Genomic DNA, 23241 nt, shown 5'->3' on the forward strand with positions numbered 1-23241 from the left:
TTATTCCTCGTCCTTGATGGTTTTGCCGACAGGTGAATTGGCGAATTTGAACAGGTAGGAGTAGTCGGATTTGTAGGGACTCTTGACCGGTGTCGCCATGGAGTGGCAATTCATGCAGCTGCTGTTGGGCTGGATGTAGCTTTCCATGGTCACGTTGGCCGAAAGGGCGGGGGTCGGCTGGCCCAGCGGGTTGCTGGGGTTGTCCGGCATCAGCGGGCGCTGGGTGGTGATGAGTTGGTAGTACTTCAACACGCTGCGTTGCAGGCCCGGGTCGCTGCGGTAACGGGCGTTGACCTCGTTGGTGATCTCGGCGATCGGGGTGTACCGGTTCAACGGGTTCGGGGTCTGGAAGGTGGTGCCAGGTTTGGGCACGCAGACCAGGTGTGCGCCTTGGGTCTGCCAGTCGCAGGGCGACTGGTTGAGTGTGGCTGCCGGGGCGCTGGCGTTGAAGTAGGAATAGGCCGTGCCGGAGGTCGGCTGGTCGACCCATGCACCGTTCACCAGCGTTTTGGGCGGAACGTTGTCGATCTGTTCGAAGGTCGACCAGATCCACTGCGGATAGCCGTTCACCTTGGTGATGACGTGCAGTCCTACCAGCCCCAGGTAGGCTTCGGTGACGCCGGTGCGCTGGCCTTGGTCGTCGAACGTGGCCACGCGCGCAAGCATGGTCAGGTAGCGGCTGGCATTGTCGTTGGGGGTGAGGATGCGCCAGCTCGATTTGACCTCGATGACCCCATAGGGGAAGTAGATGTTGTTGGCTTTGGAAACCACATCGGCGTTATAGAACTGGTTGGCGACGATGTAGTTGTAGGAGGTCTCGTTGGCCGAGATGTCGTAGTAGGTCGGGTTGCCGGCCTGGTCGATCAGCCAGCCGCCGACGGCCTGGTCGACGGCATTCACCTGGGAACTGTTCTTCAGCGCGGCGATGTTGATGATGCCCAGGCTCTTGGCAAGCTGCGGGGTGTTCCAGGGGCCTGGGTCGGCCCCCCGTGGCAGGAAGGTTTCTTCCACGGTCTTGTAGGTCTGCCAGACGGTGTAGCCGGGGTCCCCCGGCTGTTTGCTGCAGTCGGGATCACCGCGCTGTCCCGCCTGGGCGGGCCAGTTCACGGCGATGAACAGTTGCCAGCTGTATTGATCGAACAGGTCCTGGCTGGCACTGGCCGCTGGCGCTGTACTGGGGGGTTGGCAATTCAGGTTCGAGGCCTGCGTCCGTGGCATGGTTTGTTCCTGGGATTGCTCCAGGCCCAGGGCCGGAAGATTGGCCAGGCCCAGCAGTACCAGGATGAAACGGAGTGAAGTGTTCATGGCGATCCTTCGTCATTGGTCAGGGTTTGCGCTGCATGAGCTTGTTCCACTGCGCCTTTTGCCCGTTGCTCTGTGAAGCCGGTGGCTCGAACAGCTGGCAGGGCGGTGGATTCGCCGGGCACATCGCGGCCACCTGCGCCCAGGTCTGGGCAGGGTCCGGTTTGGCGATGCGGAAGTTGGTGTAGTTCTGGCTGACGATGGGGGCATTGGCGACGCTGCTGTCACCGGAGAAAAAGAACGATTGGGGCTGCCGGTAGGGCGGTTGCCCCGACATTTTCTTGTAGAAGGCATAGCCGAACAGGATCGGACCCTGCGGCGATTGAAGGTCCAGCGCGTAGGCCTGCACGCTGCCATTGAGGTTCTGGCTGCGCTCGGCGCTGTAGGGCAGGTGCTGGATGAAGTCTTGCCGCGGCGGATGATTCATCGGCGAAAACATGCAGCAGGCCGGCATGTCCTTGGGGCGATCCTGCGGGTAGGTCAGGAAGTACGCCTTGTTGCCCAGGGACACGAAGGAGCAGGTGTAGTTGTTGTTCTTGATCGGGAAGATCGGCAGGCAGTACTTCTCATAATGCTCCATCATCGCACCGAAACCGTCGCCATCGGCCGGGATATAGGCCGTGTCGTAGTAGCTGGTTCCTCGGGAGACGGTGTAGTCCGCCGGGGTCAGGGTGGAGGGCGGATTGCTGTAGGGCGGCGGGTTTTTCTCATAGTTGTGCATCACCCGGTACATGGTCCAATCGCTGATCCAGAACGCCGGGAAAAACGGATCGGAAGGCTCGCCTGGGAGGCGTTTGGCGATGCAGTTGCCGTTCTGTTCGTTGCAGCCCTCGGTGTTGTGCACGCCCATGGTGAAGTACACCGCGCCGCTGTCCTGGGCGAACAGAGGTGTGCTGAACAGCAGGATCAACAGCAACAACCGGTTCAAGATACTGGTTTTCATAGGTCATTCCTTTGAAAAGTACCGGGTGACACTGTGGGAGCCTGTGGGAGCAAAGCTTGCTCGCGATGAACGATAACGCGGTCATTCGAAAGACCGCGGTGCCTTCGTCGCGAGCAAGCTCAGCTCCCACACAAGCTCGCTCCCATAGTGGTTTATCCTCCTTGGGTGAACAGCGTCACGGTCAGAGGTTGTCGTAATCGCTCATCTTGAGTTGTTGTGGCGGATAGTTGCGCTTGACCAGCTTCTGGGCCCACAGCTCCAATACCGCGCGGCGGCTCTGGGACATGTCACGGGTGATAGGCATCGAGAGCGTGCTTTCCTCCTGGTAGGGCTTGCTGATCAGCACAATCAACTGGTCGATGGCGCCTTCGACGCGCGCCTGGGAGTTGAGCGGCATGTACTTGTTCATGATCGGGTACAGGTAATAGAAGGTCTGCAGGATGCGTGGGTAGAGGAAGCCCTCCCACAGCTGCGTCGCGGCGTTCTGATCCTTGTAGACGGTGTTCCAGTAGTTGATGAAGTCCTGTTGCAGCTGCACGTCCAAGGGCAGGACGCGGAGCGGGGCGAGGAAGTCGATGTAGGCTTGGGGCAGCGGGAAGCTGAAGGGAAAGACCGGATCGCTGTCGCCTTCCTTGACGAAAAAACGCAAGGTCGGGAAGCCCGGGGCCACGGCCCTGAAGCTCACCTGGGCGATGCCGTTGGCGTCGGTGGTGGTCGCTACATAAGAGTAATCCACCGGAGTGGCGTGGACGTCGTCGCTCAGGGTTCCGGTGGCGTAGACGCCGGCATCGAATGCCAGGCAAGGGTGCAAGTCGATCGTGACCGGTTTGCCGTCGCCCTGCAGGAATTGCTGATAACCGATCGGGTTTCCACTGGACTGATCCGTACTCTGCAGCGCAGTCAGTCGGCGGCCGCTGCCTTTGGCCAGATAGTTTTGTACGGGCGGCGCGTTATTGAAATTCGGCAGATTGGCCTTGTTCTGGTTGGGGTCGTCTGGGTGGTCGAAGAACAGCGTGAAATTGGCCGCGTTGCTGGAGGCCAGGTAGTAGTCGCTGGTGGTCACCATGTAGGGGTTGCCATATTCCGCCACCCACAGCGTGGTATTGGCCGCCGGCTGACCATTTTTCTGCACCATGATGGTCAGCGTCTTGTGGTCGCCCACGTCGATGAAACTGCCGCTCTCCACCACTTCGGCGGTCCAGGTTTGCTGGGTGGCGGCGATCACGGGTGTCGGGGCGGCCGTGGCCTTGAGTCGCAGCTCCAATGGATGACCTGGTTGTAGTTTCGTCAGGTCCGCGTCGCTGAGCGGGAAGTCCTGCAGGCCGGAGCGTTTGTCGAAGGCTGCCTGGTCATACCGGTCGAAACCCAAGTCCACTACCGGCGTGAATTGATCACCCTCGCGTACACCCAGTTGATAGTCGCCGGCCTGGAATTTTTCGGCGGTCAGGATGGGCGCATTGGGCTCTACCGGATAGAACGGGAACGTGTTGGCCAGATCCAGCGACAGGGTGTTGCCGGTAATCTGCACTGAAGTCACGCCCAGTGTGGCGTTTTGGGGAGTCCCATTTGGTTGAACAACAGGTACGGCCTGCGCGGGCACCAGGCGCAGGCCGGCGGGGGCGGTCGGGTATTCGTCGGCGAACCAGAGGCCCAGGGTCGCAGCGGTGCGGCTGTAGGCGGGGTTGAAGAAAATACCGGAAACGTTGTCCAGGCCCTTCTGATACATCGCTTGCAGACGAGCCGTATCCGAGGGGGCATTGGAACGGGTGTTGACGTACGGGAAATCGTTGAAAACACCGTTCCTGTCGTAGCAGGTCAGGTAGGTGGAGAACCTGAACATCAGGCCCTTTGCCCCTTGCAGCTTCATCTGCTGCTGGAGGTTACTCAGCAGCGCCGAATCGCCGATGACCCATTCCAGGTTCTCCTGGGGAAAGCAGGTCTGCCAGGTGGTGGTGACATACACCAGGCCATGGAAGGTGCTCGCCCAATTGAAATTCAGGAAGCGATCCATCATTCGATACTGGCGATTGAGGGTCAGGCCACACGTGGCATCCCCCAGCATCAGCTTGTCGAAATACAACGCGGTGAAGGTGTTCTGCCACGGGCTGACGTCCACGAAGCGCGCGGCAGTCGGAGCGTTGCTGCCAAAGGGATTGCCGAGCAATTGGTAATCCCTGCCAACCAGCGCATCCTCGGTGATGTAGGTGTCGGCCTGCAGCTCGCCGCCAATGATCGTCGAGCGAGTACCTTTGTAGCTCACCGTGCCGCAGGCATTGTCGCCAAACAGATCCCATTCGGCGGGCATGTACGGGTAGGTTCCCGGGTTGGCATTGGTCGGTACCTGCAGCATATAGGCCGGCAGCTCCGCCATTGTCAGGGGCTTGATGGCCCAGGGCATCAGTAGGGTGGGGGCGTTCTTGGCGTTGATGTCGAAGTGGCTCATGAACGGCCAGTTTATGTCCGCGTTGACCGCGTCATACAGCGGATACACGTCGTTGTTGTTGGCCGTTGGCGGGTTCCAGAACATATGGCCGTTGAGGTAGATACGGGGGAAATTCAATACGCTCATGTCATGCTCCTTAGCGTTGCCACTGGGCGCGTTTCAGCGACCAGACAAAGTCCAGTTTTTTGTAGCCATCGAATGCCGAGGGCGGCAGCGGGGTGGTGGGATAGACAATGCCGCCCCCGTGGTTCAGAGCGAAATTGAAGTAGCCTTTGTCGTTCGAGTAGGCGGCGGTGCCGTGGCAGGCCAGGCAGGACGAGGTGTTCTGGAACGCCGATTCCAGCTGTGAGTTGGCCAGTACCTGGGTGATGGGTTGGAACTCGACCCCGATCAACTCGTACTTCGACAGGTTCCGGTTGTTGGCCTGGAAGCTGGTGTTCACCGGCTTGGCGGCCGGAGTCGGCCCCGTGGTGTTGGTCATCGGCGCAGGCGGGGCGGCATTGGTGACGGTGTACTTGCTGTTGTTGATGTTTTCGAAGGTGGTCCAGACCCAGTTGGCGTTCAGTTTGTTGACGACATGCAGACCGCTCAATGCCACATAGCCGACCTGGTAAGTACCGTCGTCCTGCTGGTAGTAGGCCTGTGCAATGTAGTAGCCGTCATTTACCAGGGTTTGTCGGTAGGTCGTGTCTGTGCCGATCCACAGCCACGCGGCTTTCAACTCCCAGGCGGTGGGGGGAAAGTTCAGGTCGTTGGCCAGGGCGGCCTGGCCATTCACGTTGTAGACCTGCTTGTTCACGATGTAATCGAACGTGTCCTTGCCCATCAGCAACTGAAAGCGTACGGGGTGGCCTTGTTGGGCATCGGGCACGGCACCCCCCATTTGCAGGATCAGGCCATCGACCTGTTGGGTGGCATTGATGTTATGGAAGGATCGGGACAGGTCCATGCCTTGTGCCTTGGCTTGCGTCACCACCGCGGCCGGGAGCGGCGCGGAGCTGTCATAGGCGCCCGGTGGTGCGCCGTTGGGCAGGTAGACCTGGTCCGAGGGCTTCATCATCTCCCACACCAGATTGCTGCTTTGCGCGGTACTGGGTTGGTTCAAGCAGACGAACCAGTTCCAGGCCATGGTCTCGGGACTCTGGGCAAACGCGGTCCGAGTCTGGTTGATGTCTGCTCCAAATTGCAGGAAGTTGCTGCAATCGAAGTTGTTGGTGTCCTGTGCCTGGGCCAAACCGGCCAGGGCACTGAGAACGGTTATGGAAATGGCTCGCCGCATGGAAGCTCCTTGGCATTCGCCGTATCGGCATGAGGGTGCCCCCGGAAGTGTTCCAGGAGCAGTTGCTTCACCGCCGTGGCCGCAAGGTGCTGTGGCAACGACAGATCACAATTGGTGATGAGCAGCGGGCCGGTCTTCTCGCTCGTGGGCAGCCGTCCGTGGCTGCCGCGGACCAGGCGGGTGTCCAGCGGAATCAGGTCCATGTAGTAGCGAAAGCCGAGCTTTTTCTGGAGCAGGCGGCGCGCCACTTTCAATTTCGGGAAGCGAATGGCCGGGTCGATGAACAGCTCGAGCGGGTCGTAACCTGGCTTGCGATGGATATCCACGGTGCGGGCAAAGTCGGGAGCCTTGCCCTCGTCGAACCAGTAGTAGTAATCGAACCAGTAACCGGGCGCGGCCACGGCCACCAGCTCGCCGCTGCGGGGATGATCCAGTTGCCAGGCCTGTTGTTCGGTTTTATCCAGTACCTGTTCGATGCCGGCCTGGCGTTGCAACAGCGCCTTGACGCGGGGGATGTCGCGCGCATGCTTGACGTAGATGTGCGCGACCTGATGATCGGCCACGGCAAACGCTGCACTGGCACCGGGATCGAGCAACTCCCAGGTCAGCGATTGGCGTACCTGCAACAAGCCCTCGGCACGTAATAACCGGTTGATGGAAACGGATTGGGTGACGGCTTCGATCCCGTATTCGGACAGCAGCATCACTGCCGCGCCTTGCGCTTGGGCAAAGTCCAGCAGACGCCCGACTTCGCTGTCGATGGCGCGTACCTCGTCGGCAATCGACGGGTGATCGGGCCCCAGGCGTTGCAGGCTGTAGTCGAGGTGGGGCAGGTAGATCAATTGCAGGTCGGGGTGGTTGAGCTGGAATTCGGAGATGGCGCAATCGACGATCCAGCGGCTCGAGGCGATGCCAGCCGCCGGTCCCCAGAAGCTCGGAAAGGGAAACTCGCCGATCTGCTGTTCGATACGCTCATGCAACGAGGCCGGCGCCGAATACAGGCCGAACATCTTGCGACCATCGGCCGGGTAATGCGGTCGTGGGGTAATGGCGGCGTCTACGTCGGCATACATGTTGTACCACCAGAACAACTGACTGCAGCGAAACCCGGGGTACTGACGCTTGAGTGTCTGCCAGACCTTTTCCCCCTGGATCAGAGCATTGGGTTGCAGCCAGAAACGCACTTCGGCCTGATCGCGAAAGTACCAGCCGTTGCCGATGATGCCGTGTTCCGACGGTGGCTGTCCCGTGAGGATCGAGGCCTGCACGGTCGAAGTGACCGCCGGGAACACCGGTTGCAGCGTGGCCATCTTGGCCGTTTTCAACAGGGCATTGATGCAGGGCGTCGCGGCACCCAACAGCGCGGGCGTCAGGCCGACCACGTTGATCAGCAGCAGCGGCTGGCGCGCAGGATCAGAGCGCATGGGCATGGGCCTCCAGCGCTTGAGGTTGCAGCAAGCGGCGCTGCTGCAACTGGTCCTCGACCCAATGCAACTCCGCCGCGATGCCCTGGAGTTGGGCGTGCTCGGTCGTGGGCCGCAATTGGCTGGGCAGGACGCCCCAGCTGTAGGTTTCCACTTCCAGTACGGGGCGAAAATCCCCATGGTCGGCCAAAAAGTCGAACGTCTGCGACAGGGCAACCTGGCTGCCGCTGAGTTCGGGCAGCAGTAACTGCTCGCTGAACAGCGGAATGTGGAAGTGAATCCTCAGTTCGGGATGAGAGACGCGGTTTTGCTCACAATCATCCAGGGCCGCGGGGAGGTCCGCCCAGGCCGATAACCGGTCCTGTCCATTGCGGGCCTTCACTTGATGCAGGTAGGTGGGTTCGGCAAAACCGCTCAATGTCTTGAGCACCTGTTCGCGCCGGTGCTCGTCCTCAGGCAGGCGACAAATCAGTGCATTGGATAACTGGATCTTGCCGATGGGGACCCGGGCCTGACGCAATCGGTCCAGTGATTGATAGCAGTCTTCGAACATCACGGCCTGGTGGCAAACATCAAAGCACAGCGCCAGGTGTTCATGGTGCGGGTCCGTGGCTTGCCAATGGCGGAAGAAGGCGATGGCCTGGTCGGTGTTTTCCAGCACGCAATCGGGCTCCATTTCCAGGCAGACCACGATCTTCTTGCCCGTCTCCCGTTGCAGCCGGGCCAGCCCGGCAGTGAGCTCGCGCAGTTGGTGCTCGGCATGTTGCTGTAGCGTCGGGCTCCAGTGGGCGGCATAGCCCAGCGGCAGGCTGGAGATCACCCCCTGGGCACAGTCCGCTGGCAGGGCCTGGGCGAGAAATCGAGCCAGGTCCAGGCTGTACGCCAGCCGCTGCGGATCGGCCCAGCTGGGCAGGTAGACGTCGGCTTTCACCGCGCCCTGGTGAAATTGGCCGTAGGGAAACCCATTGAGTGAGGTCAGGCGTAGCCCGCTGCGTTGCAGCAGGTCGAGGAAATCCGCACGGGTCGACGCTTGTTGGAGTTCGGCGGCGGCGAGGGCGCTGATCCACAATCCACTGTCCTGCGTGTCGAGCCCGCGCAGTGTGCGCACGGTGTGGAAATGCCGTTCGACGGATGCGCGCAGCCCGCCCAGGTCATGGGTCGGGTGCACGTTGCTGCAATAGCCGATCTGCGTGGCCGTCCAACCCGTGCGGGCGCTCATTTGATCACCGGTTCCTGGCCCCGCAGGGCGGAGTTGTCCTGCCATTGCCGCCGCTGATCGATGGGCAGGGGCGTGCTGACCAGGGCTTTGTCCAACTGGCCGCTCTGGGCAAAAAAGTCCACCGGGTTGTGGAACAGCACTTGTTCGACCTGGTCTTCACTGAAGCCTGCGGCCAACATTGCCTGGCCGGTCTTGGGCACCTTGAGCGGGTCGCTGATGCCCCAGTCGGCGGCGCTGTTGACCACCATTTTTTCCGTGCCGTACTGCTGCAGCAGCGCGACCATGCGCTGTTCCGACATCTTGGTGTTGGGGTAGATGGAGTGGCCGCGCCAGCAGTCGCTGTCCAGCACCAGGGGCAGGGTCAGTTCGTTGAGGTGGTCGATGATCACCATATGTTCGGCAATGCCGACCTCGCGGATGACCGCGAGCGTGCGTTTGGTGCCGCCGATCTTGTCGCGGTGCGGCGTGTGCACCAGCACCGGCAGATTGAATTGCTTGGCCAGCTCCAATTGCGCGGCGAGGAAGCGATCCTCTTCCGGGGTAATGTCGTCGTAGCCGATTTCACCCACCGCCACCACGCCGTCTTTCACCAGGTAGCGCGGCAGAATCTCCAGCACCTCGTTGGCCACCGACAGGTCATTGGCCTCCTTGGGGTTCAGGCCAATGGTGCAGAAGTGATGGATGCCAAACATGCTGGCGCGAAAGCGCTCCCAGCCCAACAGTGTGTCGAAGTAGTCGATGAAGCTGCCGACGCTGGTCCTGGCCTGGCCCTGCCAGAAGGCCGGCTCGATTACCCCGGTGATGCCGGCGGCCGCCATGTTCTGGTAGTCGTCAGTGGTGCGGCTGACCATATGGATATGCGGGTCGAAGTACTTGAGCATGGTGAATCCTCGTCAAAAAAAGCGGGGGACGGTGGGGCATCAGTTCGGCGAAACGCCGCCCAGGTGCTCGTGCCATTGCGCCGGCAAGCGTCGTTGCTGGCCCAGGCCGGCCAGGCGCTGACGCTGCGCCGGGCTCAGCAGGTCGAAGGCAATCACGTGGGGCAGTCCGGCGGACACCGTTCGTTCGGCGGCGAGTTGTTCGTCCAGCAGGTCGAGGGCCAACTGGTTGAGGGTGACGCTTTGTCGTTGTGCCAGGCCGATCAGGCGTCGCACGTCGAGGCCCATGCCCAGCGCTTTCAACACCAGTTGGTTGAAAGCCTGTTCGTTGTAGTGACGCGACGGGTAGGCGGTGTCCAGGGCGAGGGCGGCGAACACCTGGCTGTTGCTGGTGCGTCCGGCCTGGCGTGCAAGCTCCACGCACGCCCCGCGGCTATCGAGCCAATCGAGGGCTTTCAAGGTGGCGACCTTTTCCTGGTCGTCGCCCCACAGGAACAATTGGTGCAGCAGGGCGACTTGCCCGGCGGCGGGCTGCTGTTCCAGCACCTGGGCCAGCAGCAACGCCCGCGCCATTTGGACGTTACTCCAGCCGGCGATATCGGGCAGTGCTCGCTCCTTGAGGTTGCGCTTGCACTGGCTGCTCAAGAGTGACGAGGTATTGGAGTCCGGGCGCTGGGCAAGTTGCTCCTGTGCCTGACGCCACCATTGCCGCTCGGTTTCTTCGAGTTGACGAATGAAATTTTGCCGTTGTTCGTTCACGCAGTCGTGGCGCATGTCGAGGGCCGCCGATGCCGGTGCAGTAACGTCCGTGTTCATGTTGGTTTGATCCAGCGCTGGAAATGAGGAAGCAGGAAAAACACCAGGACACATAACAGGCTGCCCAGGGGCTGGTTAGCCACGGCCAGCACCAGGGCATCGAACAGCGGCAGGGCTGCCAGGCCAGCGCCGATAAAGACGCGGACCTGCCGTTGCCGAGGGTTGGCCAGGTTGCGCCAGTAGTGCCAGCCCAACCAGCCAAGCCATAACAGCAGCACCGGCCAGAACCAGGCGCTGCCTGCGTAGATCGCCAAGGCCAGTGGGCTCAGCATCAGCAGCAGGGGGAGGCGGCTGATCAGTTGGTTGCGATGTTCCTGGCGAGCCAGGTAGGTCAGGCCGCTGATGTAGACACCGAGCAAAATGGCGCAGAGCCAGATCGGTCCCGGCGGCACCGCCAGGCTTGCCGCTGCGGTGAGGTAGAGCGCCGAGCGGCAGGCTCCCATCAGCCAGACGCTGTGGGCGTATTTCTTGTGCAGCAGGTTGTAACCGAGGATGCAGCCCACCAACAGGGTGGCGCTGCCCAGCAGCCAGTGCGGCTGCTCGATCAACCGGCTCAGGCCCAGCAGTGAGGCCGCGGCCAGCACCAGCAACAACGCAGTGGCCAGCAGCACTTGCTGGCGGCTGACCAGGCCCAGGGTGATGGGGCGGGGGTTGTGGTGTTGTTGGTCCCAGTCGGCGTCCAACAGGTCGTTCAACAGCATGCCGGCCAGGTACAGCAGCGACAGTGCCGCCAGCAGCAGGATCCATACCAGGGAAGACGGCGGAGCCAGGGCCCCGGCGCTGCTGGCGAGCAGGGCGGCGGCCAAGGTGTTGGTCCACACCGTGGGCAGGTTGGACACACGGCCGAGGGTCAGCCAGGCCTTGAGGTTCGGCGCAGTCTGGTTCATTGCGCACAGCGCTCGTTCAGGGGTAGCGCAAGCTCGACCTGGGTGGACAGCCGCTGCAATGCCTGCTCCATTCGCGCGGTATCGATTTCATGCAAGTCCACCGACTCGCCGATCCGGCTGAGCATGGGGATGGAGAGTTGCCCACCCAGATGCTGGCGGAACTCCTCCAGCCCCAGCAAAACCTGCGAGCGCCCCAGTGCATCTTTCAAGATCAGTTCCGGCGGGTTCAGGCAGAAGCCGAGCTTGAGCAGCAGGTTCAGCACCCGTTCGGTGTCGCTGTCGTTCAACAACCCCAAGGCATTGGCATAGAGTCCATCCAGAGCCATGCCCACCGCGACAGCTTCACCATGGCGCAGTCGGTGCTGACTGAGATTTTCCAGTTTGTGAGCGGCCCAATGCCCGTAGTCCAAGGGCCGCCCGTTACCGCGTTCGAAGGGGTCGCCAGCACCGGTGATGTGCGCCAGGTGCAATTCGGCGCAGCGGCGGATCGCATAGCGGCTGGCCCCATGTTCGAAGCAGGCGAGGGCGTCGGCCTGTTGCTCCATCCACTGGAAAAACGCCTGGTCCTTGATCAGCGCCACCTTGACCGCCTCGGCCAGCCCGGCGATCTGGTCGCGCCGGGTCAGGCTGGTCAGCAATTGAAAGTCGTTGATGACTGCGGTGGCGGGATAGAAGGCGCCCAGCAGGTTTTTCTGGCCGAAGGCGTTGATGCCGTTTTTCACACCGATGCCGGCGTCGTTCTGGGCGAGCACGGTGCTGGGGATGCGAATCAGACGAATGCCGCGGTGGAAGGTGGCGCAGGCGTAGCCCACCGCATCCAGCACCGCGCCGCCACCGACGGCCAGCACATGGCAATGCCGGTCCAAGCCATGTTTCAGCATGTCGGTGTACAGCCGCTGCAACACCTTAGAATCCTTGCTCGACTCGCCGGCCGGGACCGCGATCGGCGGCGCCTGCAGGTGCAGGTCTGGAAAGTGGCTGACGAAGTAGGCGTTGATCTGTTCCAGCAGGTGCGAGGCGCTGTGCAGCAGTTGTTCATCGGCGAATATCAACACCGTGACCGGGCCCCTGTGGCCGGCCATGAGCTGGCGGTGCAGGCAGGGATTGAGTGGATCGAATACATGATCGGTGAATACCACCGGGTAGTCGTAGCTGACCTTGAAGCGCCCGTGCAACGGTTGCTCCGCGTCGCTGCGGCGAAGGCTCTTGAACAGGCTGTACCCGGCGATGAACAGCCCGGGCAACACCATGCTGGCGAGCAGGGTCACCAACAGCGCGTTCTGCTCGACGAGAAAGGTGCCAATGGCGCTGTAGGCCAATGCCAGGCCAGCATTGGCCAGGGTGGTGACGAGGATGAACGCGCGCAGCGGGTAGCGTTGCATCCCGGCGGCGACGACCGAGGTTTCCGCCAGCACCGGGACCCCGCGCAGGCAGATCAACGACAGTGTGCCCAACCGGTACGCCAGTTGCCCCGGCTGGCGCTGATGCAGGCCCAGGCGGCCGGCCAACAAACGCAAATAGCCGGCTCCCAAGGCATAGCCCAACCCGGCGCCCAGGCACAGCCCCACGAAAATCGCCAGGTAACCCCCACGCTGCCAAGCATCGCTACGGCCAGCAGCGCGACCATGCTCGACGGCACCGGCAGCACCACGTCCAGCGCCAGCAGGGCGATCAGCAGCAACGCCAGGTAGAGTTTCTGCGCGGGCGTCGAGGGCTGGTACAGGTTGAGATGGGTCAGGAAATCCTGGATCTGTTGTTCGAACAGCAAGAAGCTGGCGATCACCAGGGCTGAAAAGCAAACCAACGACAGCCAGAAATGTCCGGCTGCGCCTTTTTGCGAGAGCAAACGATACCCACGGCCATGCTTCATCAAGCATCCCTCTTGTTGTTATTGACTGATTCCGTGTCAGTAATTGAAAGCAACGCCAAGTGTGTGTTTTAGGCCAATAGACGCTCTCGCCCGAAGGGCTGTCAGGTGTGGTTGATGATGTGGTTGGAGACAGGTTTGAATCTAGACGGCCCGGGTGTTTTTGCAAGGTCATCTGATGGCAATTTGATTTGGGCTGCCACTGCGCGTTTCAGGTACCCCGTACCAGCGGCTTGTCCCGCTCGTTCAGGGCGTCGAATACCCGCGCAACTGCGCCGGGCTGACGCCAAGGCGTTGCTTGAACAGCGTGGTCATGTGCGCCTGGGAGTTGAAGCCACAAGTGTGGGCGATATCGGTCAGTCGGGCGGTTGAATCGCGCATCAGCGCCCGTGCCTTGGCCAGGCGCCGGTCGATCAGGTAGCTGTGTGGACTTTTGCCGGTGGCATTCTTGAATGCCCGCATGAAATACCCTTCGGACAAGCCAAGCAGGCCGGCCATTTCCTTGACCCCCAGCGGACCGTCGAGACCGGCGTCGATGAACTCGTCGAGCAGGCGCATTCGCCCGCCGGTGATGGCCCCTTGTACGGGGGCCGAAAACGTCTTGGGGTCCTTTACCCGTTCAGCCAATCCGAGCGCCCAGGCCTCCCAGTCATCCTCTGCGCTGGCACGCAGCAATGCGCTGCGCATTCTCAGCGCGAGGGTGATGGCCTGCGGGTCAATACGGTTGTTGAACGCATGCTCCCCCGGCAACGCCATACCGTCGGTGCGCACGACCCGCAGGTATTCACCGCCCCTGGGGGACTCGGAGAACACGTCGCATTCGGCGGGGACGAATGCCAGGCCGTTGGGGATCGCCTCGAAGGGCTGCACTCGGTCGCTGCCGATGGCATGCAGGCCGCGCTGGCTGTCGAAGGCGAAGCCGATCGCCGACTGGGTGGCGACATAGCGGGTGGCGTAGGCGCAGCCGGACAGCAATTCGATCGCCCACGGTCCTGCCTCGATGCGACGGACCGGTTCGGACTGGGGCGGCTGGTGGCGGTTTCGAGGGTTCATGAACAGCATAGTAGTGAAGAGAGGGCCTGAAAGTCAGGTCAGTTTTCTGAAAGCCCGCCGGTGGTGCCCTGATTAGACTGGGCAAAAACCCGGAGGCCCATCATGCACACACTGACTCGCGACGATATCGAACAAGCTGCCCGCCACTTATACGAAGTCATGCCCGCCACCGCCCAGTACGCCTGGCCCTTGCTGGCTGAGCGGTTGGGTTGCACGGTGTGGGTCAAGCACGAGAACCACACCCCGACGGGGGCCTTCAAGGTGCGCGGCGGCCTGACCTTCGTGCGCTGGCTCATGCGCGAGCACCCAGAGGCAAAAGGCATCGTCACGGCGACTCGCGGCAACCATGGCCAGAGCCTGGCGCTGGCGGCCAGCGCATTGGGTTTGAAAGCGTTGATCGTCGTGCCGCGCGGTAACTCGCTGGAGAAGAACAACGCCATGCGCGGTTTTGGCGGCGAGGTGGTCGAGTATGGCCGCGATTTCGATGAGGCCCGTGAAGAGGCCGCACGCCTGGCCCAAGTGCATGGCCTCTACCTGGTGCCGCCGTTCCATCCCGAGTTGGTCAAGGGCGTGGCGACCTATGGGCTCGAGCTGTTCAACGCGGTGCCGGACCTGGACACTGTCTATGTGCCGATAGGCTGCGGCTCGGGGATCTGCGCGGTCATCGCCGCCCGCGATGCCTTGGGCCTGAAGACCCACGTGGTGGGCGTGGTGTCCACCGAGGCCGTCGCGGCGAAGTTGTCGTTTGAAACGGGCAGGCTATGCGAGACCGATTCGGCGAATACCTTTGCCGACGGCTTGGCCGTGCGCAGACCCATTCCCGAGGCCTTTGCCATCTATGGAGCCGGGGCGGCGCGAATCGTAGCGGTCAGCGACGCTGAAATTGCCGGGGCCATGCGGGCGTATTACACCGACACCCACAACCTCGCCGAAGGTGCCGGCGCTGCCGCCTTGGCAGCGCTGATGCAGGAGCGTGAAACGATGCGGGGGAAAAGGGTGGCGGTGATTCTGTCCGGTGGGAATATCGACCGGCCGGTGTATGCGAATCTGATTGGCTGAGGTTGGGCTTGCCGCCGTCATCGCGAGCAAGCTCGCTCCCACAGTGGTTCTGTGTCGGATATGAATTTTTTATTCAATGGAGATTGAATCTGGGAGCGAGCTTGCTCGCGATGAGGCCGGTAAGCCCAATATCCATCGTTATTGCATAGCCGGCGAAAGGGCGGTTTTCGGGGCCCTCTATGGGGTAAAGGCTTCAAGCCGATGTTGCCCAGCCAACAGTCTGTTGCGGCACTGTTGCGCCCTGGACATTGGCTGCCTGTGACTATGAGCTTATGCTTTAAAAGAATTTCTAATGTGAATTCCAAGAGCGTTATGTTCTATGAAATTCACTCAGGAATGTCTTCATGAAGTTCGCCCGATCCCTGCGCCGTCTGTTCCTCAGCACATTGTTCGCCGCCCCTTTGGTCCACGCCAGCGAGCCCTTGGTACTGCACGTCGGCGACCAGAACTATTACAACGTACGGGCATCGGTGGAGGCTTCGGGTGTGCTTGAGGGCGCACCTTACCAAGTCGACTGGAAACACTTCCAGGCCGCCGCGCCCCTGGCCGAGGCGCTGAATACCGGCGACCTGGACCTGGGTTTCCTCGGCGATTCGGGTTTTCTGTTCCTGGCTGCCAAGCAGGCACCGGTGAAATTGATCGGTGTCTCGCGGCAGAACCCGGACACTATCGCGCTGCTGGTGCCCAAGGATTCACCGGTCAAGACCATCGCCGACCTCAAGGGCAAGAAAGTCGCCTATTGGCCCGGTGCCTGGAGCCAGCAACTGACTTTGCGCGCCCTGGAGCAGGCCGGTTTGCCAGAGAACCATGTGGCATTCATCAAGCTGATGCCGATCGACGCGGCGGCGGCCTTGCCCCAGGGCAGCATCGATGCGTTTCCGGTGTGGGAGCCCTACATCTCGCAACAGATCCTGTTCTCCGGCGCCCGACCGATCCTGACGGCGAAAAACCTCATGCCCGGCCTCAGCGCCATTGCCGCTTCGACGCCGGCCATCGACAGCAAGCGCGAAGCCATCGCCGACTTCCTCGGGCGTGTGAAACAAGCCCGCGCCTGGGTCGACAACCACACCGACCAATACGCGGACCTGTGGGCGAAAAAGGCCAACCTCGACCAGAACGTCTCGCGTCATTGGTTGCGTCAGGCACACATGAGTGTCGGCCCGGTGGACCAACAGGCTGCCGCCGACCTGCAAAGCACGGCGGACTTCCTGTTCAAGGTCAAGGCGCTGCCGGCACCGCTGGCCACTGCCGGGATTATCGACACGTCCTTCAACCAGGCCTTGAGCGAATAAACCGAGCCGCTCTGGATCAGGGCACCAGTACGGCTTTTGCGCTGCTGCCCTTGGCGATCAGCGCGTACTGGGCCTTGCCGTCCACCAGGGGGATTTCAAGAATATCCGTGGGAGCGTCGATGACGCCTGCCTCGAAGTGCTTGCCAAATTCTTCAAGCATCCGGGCGCAATCGGTATTGTCATAGAGCAGTGAGTTCACCCCGATCAAGATGCCGCCTTTGCGATAGAGCGCCAGGGCGGGGAAGTGCACCATCCCATCTGGCGGGGCAGCAATGATCGCGATTCGACCGAAGTTGGCCAATGCCGATACCGCCTCTTGCAGCCAGAAGCCGGTGGTGTCGAAGATGACCTGCGCCCCTCCCGGAAATACCGCGTTTACCTGCTCTGCAAGGCTGCCGGGCGAACTGGTCACGATGACGTCGTAGCCTTTGGCTTGCAACTCGGCGACCCGCTCCGGTCGCCGTACCGCCGCAAGCACACGGGCCCCGCGGGCCTTCGCCAGGGCCAGCGCTGCGCTGCCTACCGCGCCATTGGCGCCAATCACCAAAAACGTCGTGTCGCGCTGCACGTGAGATCGTTCAACGGCATCGTAGGCGGTGGTAAAAGGCACACCGATAGCCGCCGCTTGGACGAAGGACAAACGCTCGGGCTTCAGGGCCACGCCACTTGCCGGAACCGTGAGGTATTGCGCATGGGAGCCGTCACGCAGGAAACCTGGGCCCCTGCCGGTTCCCCAGACCGCTTTGCCGAGCAGGTGTGCCGGGCCTTGCTCAACCACCCCGGCGAAATCACGGCCGGGCACGCGGGGCAAGGTGGTATAGGGGAAGCGGCCCTCGACATTCTTGACATCACTGGGGTTGAGCCCAGCCGCCTTGACCCGGATGAGGACCTCGTCGGGGCCCGGGACGGGTGTCGGCAAGTCAACGAGGCAGAGGTGGTCCAGGCTGCCGGTGGCGGAAAACTGTAGGGCTTTCAAGCTGCAATACTCCTCGACGAAATGTGCATCGAGGATAGCGTCCGGGCCGATAGTGAGCCCGCCAGAGAGTTTCGTCTATCGGACAAATCCCCTCGATGCCATCGCGTTTTTATACGCCGACGGTGCAACGCCCAGGGAACGGCGGAACATCTCGCTGAAACTGCTCAGCGTATAGCCCAACCGCGCCGCTATCGTGCCCACCGAGTCACCCTCCAGGAGTGCGGCGACGGCGTGGGCCAACTGCACTTGGCGTCGCCACTCGGTGAACGTCAGGCCAAGCTCGCCATGGAACAACCGGGCCAAGGTGCGGGTGCTGGCCCCCACCGACTCGGCATGCTGCTCAAAGGACATGGCCAGGCCGGGGACGTCGAGCACCGTCTCGCACAAATTGCGCAAGCGCCTATCCCCGCCGGCAGGCATGGGCACCTTGAGCACCGCCGGGCGCTGCTCGCGAAGTTCCAGCACCAGCAGGTTGTCCAAGGCATCACGCAACGCAGGATCAGGACGGTTACCCAGCGCCACTCGCCGGATGATCAGCTCGCGCAGCAGTTTGCTGACCTCAAGCACTTCCAGCTCAAGCCCCACGCCCATGGCCAGTTCTGCGCGTAAATAGAGATTGCGCATCTCCAAGGGCGAAACCACCCGGATCCCATGTGTGACCCGCGGCGGCAGCCACACCGCGCGCTGCGGCGGGACCAGCAGCGCAGCACCGGGTGTATCGACCCACATGAGACCACTTTGCGCGTAGAGAAGCTGACCCCATTCATGATGATGAGGCGCGATCAACGTCCCGGATGAGTAGGTGCGGGAAAGCGGTTGAACAAGATGCGTCGTGTCCGTCAGATCGGGAGGTGAAGCAAGGGCCATGACCGGAACTCAGAACGATAACGGTGCTTTTTAGCACAAGTGCGCAAGCGTTGGGGCCTGGCGTGGCTGTACCGCCGCTATCGCGAGCAAGGGATCCGGGTGTATCTCGAATCTCACAATCACCCCGGACACCTGTGGGAGCGAGCCTGCTCGCAATAGCGGTGGTTCAGATCGCACCGAGATTGGATGCCGCCTCCGCAGCCATGGCCGCCCGGACGCTGGGGCGTGCGGCGATTCGCGCCATGAACGCCGCCAGCGCCGGCCAGTCCCTGATCTGGATATTGAACAACGGCAGCCAGTTCAGGACGGTAAACAAATAGCCGTCGGCCAGGCCAAAGGTGCCCATCAGGTAATCCTGTTGTTCAAGGGCCTGGCTGAGGTAATCCAGACGCCTGAACAGCTTTGCCCTGAAGATGGCCTTGGTCGGCTCTGCAATATCGGCGTTGAACAATGGCGCACATCCGCTGTGAATCTCGCAGGTAATGAAGTTCAACCATTCCTGCAGGCGAACCCGCTCCCAGGTGCCATTGACCGGCGCCAGTGTGTTTGCGGGAACCAGATCGGCCAGGTATTGGACGATGGCGGGGCCCTCGGTCAGGACATCACCGTTATCCAGCACCAAGGCTGCCACGTAGCCCTTGGGGTTGATGGTCAGGAAGTCGAGCCCATCGGCAGTTCGTTTGGTCTGGTTGTCGACCCGGATCAATTCAAAGGGCAGGCCCAATTCCCGCAGCACGATGTGCGGGGACAATGAGCAGGTCATGGGGGCGAAGTACAGTTTCATGGTTTCCTCAAGGTCGGGGGCGTGCCGCCAGAATCCGCGAGGGCCGGAACATTTTCAAAGGACATCTTCAGTGCTAGCGTATGACAAAATCTCATGAGCAAGCCAACCCAATGGCCACAAGAATCCCTTCCTTAAATGGCCTTAGAGCATTCGAGTCGGCCGCTCGGCACATGAGTTTTACCAAGGCTGCGCTAGAGCTGAACGTCACTCAAACAGCCATCAGCCATCAAATTCGCCGGCTCGAAGAGGAGCTGGGCGTGCGCCTGTTCCTGCGGCTCAAGGATGGCCTGGCGCTGACAGACGAAGGACATGGCTATTTCCCAGGCGTTCGTGCGGCGTTCCATGAGTTGCGCTATTGCACGCAGACGTTGCTGGAGAGCCGCAACAACAGCGTCTTGACCATCAGTACGCTGGTGTCCTTTGCCTCCAAATGGTTGTTGCCGCGACTGGCGTCTTTCCAGCAGGCGTTTCCCAGCATTGACGTACGCGTTACGGCCTCCACCGAACGGGTGGATTTTCGCAAGGGCGGCGTCGATGCGGCCATTCGTTACGGTTCCGGGGATTGGAAGGGCTTGCGGGCGGACTGGCTGATGGCCGATGAGATCTTTCCGGTGTGCAGCCCCAGGCTGCTGCAAGGTCCGACAGCCCTGGAGAATCCGCACGATCTGGCCCGGCACACCTTGTTGCAGGTCAGTGGGGTGACCCACGACGACTGGAGTGCCTGGTTGAGTGCCGCCGGCCAACCGAAAAAACTGGCCGAAGGCAGCCGGTTGACTTTCGACCTTGCCATGATGGCTGTTCAGGCTGCGGTTGACGGCCTGGGGGTCTGCATCGGGCGTTCAACCTATGTCGAGGATGACCTGAAGGCCGGGCGATTGGTTGTCCCCTTCGATCTACGCTTGAAATCTGACCTCGGCTTTTATTTCGTGAGCCCGCATGAAACAGCCGACACCCCAAAAGTGCAGGCCTTTAGAACCTGGTTGATGGATTCGGTGAGTTTTGGCGCCAAAACATAATTACAGCGTACCGTTCAGCCTCCAGCCAGCGAGCCGATATGAATAAAAGGTCCGGTTACTTCCAGGGTTCACCGAGGGTACGTCATGTTTAATACAACACTAAAAAATGAACTGACGGCTAGGACGGCCGAATTGGCAACATACAAAGGACTGGTCGGCGCCTTGGAGCGGTCGATGGCTGTCATCGAGTTCAGCCCCGATGGCAAGGTCCTTCGGGCGAACGAGAATTTTCTTGGCACGATGGGCTACCGTGCGGATCAGTTGGCCAGCCTGTCCCATCGGGATTTTTGCGCCCCAGCGCTGGTGGGCAGCGCCGAGTACCGTGAATTCTGGAACCAGCTGCGCGCCGGCCAATTTGTTTCCGGCACGTTTCAGCGCCGTAGCGCGCAAGGGCAGAACGTGTGGCTGGAAGCTAGCTATAACCCGGTAGTGGACGAGCAAGGCCGCGTCGTGAAGGTGGTCAAGTACGCACTCGATGTCACCGCCAAGGTTGCCGCCGAGGCAGAAACACGTGGCCGGCTGGCGGCTCTCGACCGGGCCATGGCAGTGATCGAGTTCGACCTGGGCGGCAACATCCTGACCGCCAACGACAACTTCTTGAATGTCATGAATTACACGTTGGCAGAGCTCAAGGGCAAGCATCACCGGATGTTCTGCGAACCGAGCCTGGTGGGCAGTTCGGAGTACAGTGATTTCTGGCGTCGTCTCAACGCCGGCGAGTTTTTCAGTGGCCAGTTCAAGCGCCTCGGCAAAAACGGCAAAGTCGTCTGGCTGGAAGCCAGCTACAACCCGGTCTACGACGCCGAAGGCAAGTTGTGCAAGGTTGTGAAGTTCGCCAGTGACATCAGCGAACGGGTGGAGAAGTTCGAAGAGGATTCGCGTGGCGCTTCCCGTGCGTACCATATCTCCGCCGAGACCGAGCGAGTGGCCGAACAGGGCGCCCAGGTGATCCACCAGACTGCCAAGGAGATGCGCGAGATCGCCGACAACATTGGCTCTTCCGCGCGTCTGGTTGGGCAGTTGGGGGCGCGTTCGGAAGAGATCACAGCCATCGTCAACACCATTCGCGGCATTGCCGACCAGACCAACCTGCTGGCCCTCAACGCGGCTATCGAGGCCGCGCGGGCCGGAGACCAGGGGAGGGGATTCGCGGTGGTGGCCGACGAGGTCCGGCAACTGGCCGGGCGCACCAGTCGCTCCACCTCGGAGATTGCCGAAATGATCGGCATGATTCTCTCCGAAACCCGCGACGCCGTCGCCAGCATGAACGTGACCCATGAAGGCGCATTGCGCGGTGTAACCCTGGCAGACCAGGCCGGCTCGGTCATCGTGCAAATCAGGAACGGGACCACGGATGCACTCGAGGCCGTGAGCATGTTTGCGTCCAAGCTCGACGAGTCCGAGGTGATTCCCAAGACGGCTATCGGCTGGGTGGGTTGAGGTGAGCTGAGTCCTCGCCCCAGCGATCCATGCGCTTGACCAATTCAAGCAATACCGCTCGCAGTTCCGGCGGTCGCACGGGCTTGGCCAGCACCGAGATACTCAGGCTTTGCAGCGATTGGCGTATCCGCTCGATCTCATGCCCGGTGATGACCAGCGCCGGGACTTGCCAGCCGCGCTGCTCGCGTAGCGCGGCAATGCATTCGGCGCCCGAGACTTTTGTGCCCAGGTCGAAATCGGCGATGACGATGTCGCAATCGCTGGTCAGCCCTTCACCGTCGCTGTGGGCCTCCACCTCGCATCCCCATTTTTCCAGCAGCGCCGAGGTCGCCATCAGCACGTTGGCGTCGTCTTCAACCAAACACACCCGCAACCCGTCCAGGCGATTCTGGACGGGCACCACCTTGGGCGCCATGACACGTGGTGCCGCCGGTTCCAGGCCGCTGATCGCCACCCGGGTGCCTTGTCCGACCTTGGAATGGATGTGTATATCGACATTTAGCATCTGGCTGATGCGCTTGACGATGGACAGGCCGAGGCCGAGCCCCTCGACATCCTTGTCGCGCGCATGGCGAATGCGGTAGAACTCCTTGAACACCTCGGGCAAATGTTCGGCGGCGATGCCGCGCCCCTTGTCGTAGATCACCACGGCCAGGCGCTGGCCCTGGCGTCGCACGCCGATCAGCACGGGTTGGCCGGGTGCGTATTTGAGCGCGTTGGACAGCAGGTTCTGGACCATCGTGGTCAGCAAGCCGGGATTGACGCTGACCCAGTAAGGACAGGCGCGCAAACGCAGCTCGACGCCGGCCCAGCGGGCCGCTTCGGTGTTCTGCTTGACGACGTCCTGCAGCAATTGGCCCAGGTGTACGGTGTCGGCCTTCGGCATCGGTTGGCCGTGATCGAGGGTGTAGATATCGAGGATCGAGCGGAACAGTTGCGACACGGTGTGCAGCGAACGGTCGATGTTGTCCACCAGCCGCAATTCTTCCAGCCCCAGCCTGGCGTCACGCAGGCAGGCCGTAAACAGACCGATGGAGTGGATTGGCTGGCGCAGGTCATGACTGGCCTGGGCCAGGAATCGCGATTTCTCCTGATTGGCCAAAATGGCTTCTTCGGAGGCAATGCGTGTGCGCTTGAGCAAAATGTGCGCGTAGGCGGGCACCACAATGGTGGTGACGATCAACATCAGGAACATGTAGGGCTGCGTATGCCAGAACGGGGTCAGCCAGAAAACCAGTACCAGGGTCGACAGCGCGATAACGGTCGCCAGCGCCAGGTAGCGCGAGCCGAAGCGCATGCCATTGCCCAGCGTGACCCAGAGTAATGCAGCGTACACCGGGAGCGTGCCCTCTCCACCCACGATCATGGCAAATGCGATGCCGGCATAGTCATGCAGCATCGTGAAAAGGCGCCGCCAGAAGAAGTGTCCAGGCCAGCGCTTGATGATCATGCGCAGGAACACCGAGACGAAGATGAACGTACAGATGTAGATAATGATGGGTACGTAGCTCGCGGCCTCTTCTGGATAGAGGCCGGCGAGGATGACGATATACAACAGCGCACAGGCGCTGACGGTCAGGCGTAACGTGGCCTGGTCGAGTTCACTGTTCTTTTCCACTGGTTTTGGCACCGCATGACCTCTGGTGCCTCCAAGCGTAGCGGCTAGCCTCGGTAAAGGTTGGGAACAGACTTGATG

General features: G+C 61.4%; 18 protein-coding genes and 1 pseudogene. 4 read left to right on the forward strand and 15 right to left on the reverse strand.

Annotated elements, in window-relative coordinates; genetic code table 11:
- The 11 genes and pseudogenes from KI235_RS13390 to KI235_RS13440 form a co-directional block, all read right to left on the reverse strand.
- A complete protein-coding gene (locus tag KI235_RS13390; protein ID WP_013693128.1) occupies nt 1–1305 on the reverse strand; it encodes a hypothetical protein in 1305 nt (434 codons plus the stop codon).
- 19 nt (nt 1306–1324) lie between these two features.
- A complete protein-coding gene (locus tag KI235_RS13395; RefSeq protein ID WP_212795800.1) occupies nt 1325–2245 on the reverse strand; it encodes a hypothetical protein in 921 nt (306 codons plus the stop codon).
- A 181-nt stretch (nt 2246–2426) separates the two neighbouring features.
- A complete protein-coding gene (locus tag KI235_RS13400; protein ID WP_212795801.1) occupies nt 2427–4814 on the reverse strand; it encodes a hypothetical protein in 2388 nt (795 codons plus the stop codon).
- Between the two features lie 10 nt (nt 4815–4824).
- Nucleotides 4825–5967, reverse strand: a complete 1143-nt coding sequence (locus tag KI235_RS13405) for a hypothetical protein (protein ID WP_003201049.1) — start codon at nt 5965–5967, stop codon at nt 4825–4827.
- Nucleotides 5946–7391: a nucleotide pyrophosphatase/phosphodiesterase family protein gene (locus tag KI235_RS13410; RefSeq protein WP_212795802.1), complete on the reverse strand. Its 1446-nt coding sequence runs from the start codon at nt 7389–7391 to the stop codon at nt 5946–5948. The genes KI235_RS13405 and KI235_RS13410 overlap by 22 nt, the downstream gene beginning before the upstream one ends.
- Nucleotides 7381–8610 (reverse strand): metabolite traffic protein EboE, encoded by a 1230-nt coding sequence (eboE, locus tag KI235_RS13415; protein WP_212795803.1) that lies wholly within the window; start codon nt 8608–8610, stop codon nt 7381–7383. The genes KI235_RS13410 and eboE overlap by 11 nt, the downstream gene beginning before the upstream one ends.
- Nucleotides 8607–9491 carry a TatD family hydrolase gene (locus KI235_RS13420; RefSeq protein WP_003201055.1) on the reverse strand — a complete coding sequence of 295 codons (885 nt, stop codon included), beginning with the start codon at nt 9489–9491 and terminating at the stop codon, nt 8607–8609. The genes eboE and KI235_RS13420 overlap by 4 nt, the downstream gene beginning before the upstream one ends.
- Nucleotides 9492–9530: 39 nt before the next feature.
- Complete coding sequence (locus KI235_RS13425) at nt 9531–10304, reverse strand: EboA domain-containing protein (RefSeq protein ID WP_013693131.1); 774 nt, start codon at nt 10302–10304, stop codon at nt 9531–9533.
- Nucleotides 10301–11191 (reverse strand): UbiA family prenyltransferase, encoded by an 891-nt coding sequence (locus tag KI235_RS13430; RefSeq protein WP_003201058.1) that lies wholly within the window; start codon nt 11189–11191, stop codon nt 10301–10303. Before KI235_RS13430 ends, KI235_RS13425 begins: the two co-directional genes overlap by 4 nt.
- Nucleotides 11188–13061: pseudogene (locus KI235_RS13435) on the reverse strand (3-dehydroquinate synthase). The gene KI235_RS13430 and the pseudogene KI235_RS13435 overlap by 4 nt, the downstream one beginning before the upstream one ends.
- Nucleotides 13062–13304: 243 nt before the next feature.
- On the reverse strand, nt 13305–14120 hold the full coding sequence (locus KI235_RS13440; protein WP_212795804.1) for an AraC family transcriptional regulator: 816 nt from the start codon (nt 14118–14120) through the stop codon (nt 13305–13307).
- A 93-nt stretch (nt 14121–14213) separates the two neighbouring features.
- Here KI235_RS13440 and KI235_RS13445 point away from each other — a divergent pair, with 93 nt between their 5' ends.
- On the forward strand, nt 14214–15170 hold the full coding sequence (locus KI235_RS13445) for a threonine dehydratase (RefSeq protein WP_039011729.1): 957 nt from the start codon (nt 14214–14216) through the stop codon (nt 15168–15170).
- Nucleotides 15171–15514: 344 nt separating this feature from the next.
- Nucleotides 15515–16462 carry an ABC transporter substrate-binding protein gene (locus KI235_RS13450; RefSeq protein ID WP_003201065.1) on the forward strand — a complete coding sequence of 316 codons (948 nt, stop codon included), beginning with the start codon at nt 15515–15517 and terminating at the stop codon, nt 16460–16462.
- A gap of 16 nt (nt 16463–16478) precedes the next feature.
- Here the strand turns inward: KI235_RS13450 and KI235_RS13455 are convergent, their stop codons facing one another.
- From KI235_RS13455 to gstA, 3 genes are all read right to left on the reverse strand, one after another.
- Nucleotides 16479–17438, reverse strand: a complete 960-nt coding sequence (locus KI235_RS13455) for a zinc-binding alcohol dehydrogenase family protein (RefSeq protein ID WP_053162449.1) — start codon at nt 17436–17438, stop codon at nt 16479–16481.
- A 75-nt stretch (nt 17439–17513) separates the two neighbouring features.
- The gene (locus KI235_RS13460) at nt 17514–18305 is read right to left on the reverse strand and encodes a helix-turn-helix transcriptional regulator (RefSeq protein WP_212795805.1); all 792 of its coding nucleotides are present in this window, start codon (nt 18303–18305) and stop codon (nt 17514–17516) included.
- A gap of 166 nt (nt 18306–18471) precedes the next feature.
- Complete coding sequence (gene gstA / locus KI235_RS13465; RefSeq protein ID WP_114730977.1) at nt 18472–19089, reverse strand: glutathione transferase GstA; 618 nt, start codon at nt 19087–19089, stop codon at nt 18472–18474.
- 110 nt (nt 19090–19199) lie between these two features.
- Between gstA and KI235_RS13470 the strand changes: the two genes are divergently transcribed.
- Complete coding sequence (locus KI235_RS13470; protein WP_114730976.1) at nt 19200–20105, forward strand: transcriptional regulator GcvA; 906 nt, start codon at nt 19200–19202, stop codon at nt 20103–20105.
- 84 nt (nt 20106–20189) lie between these two features.
- Complete coding sequence (locus KI235_RS13475; RefSeq protein WP_181819099.1) at nt 20190–21545, forward strand: PAS domain-containing methyl-accepting chemotaxis protein; 1356 nt, start codon at nt 20190–20192, stop codon at nt 21543–21545.
- Here the strand turns inward: KI235_RS13475 and KI235_RS13480 are convergent.
- On the reverse strand, nt 21526–23163 hold the full coding sequence (locus KI235_RS13480) for a hybrid sensor histidine kinase/response regulator (protein WP_114730974.1): 1638 nt from the start codon (nt 23161–23163) through the stop codon (nt 21526–21528). The genes KI235_RS13475 and KI235_RS13480 overlap by 20 nt on opposite strands.
- Nucleotides 23164–23241 lie beyond the last annotated feature (78 nt).

This window comes from Pseudomonas sp. St386 (genome assembly GCF_018325865.1).
In the GTDB taxonomy this organism is placed as follows: domain Bacteria; phylum Pseudomonadota; class Gammaproteobacteria; order Pseudomonadales; family Pseudomonadaceae; genus Aquipseudomonas; species Aquipseudomonas brassicacearum.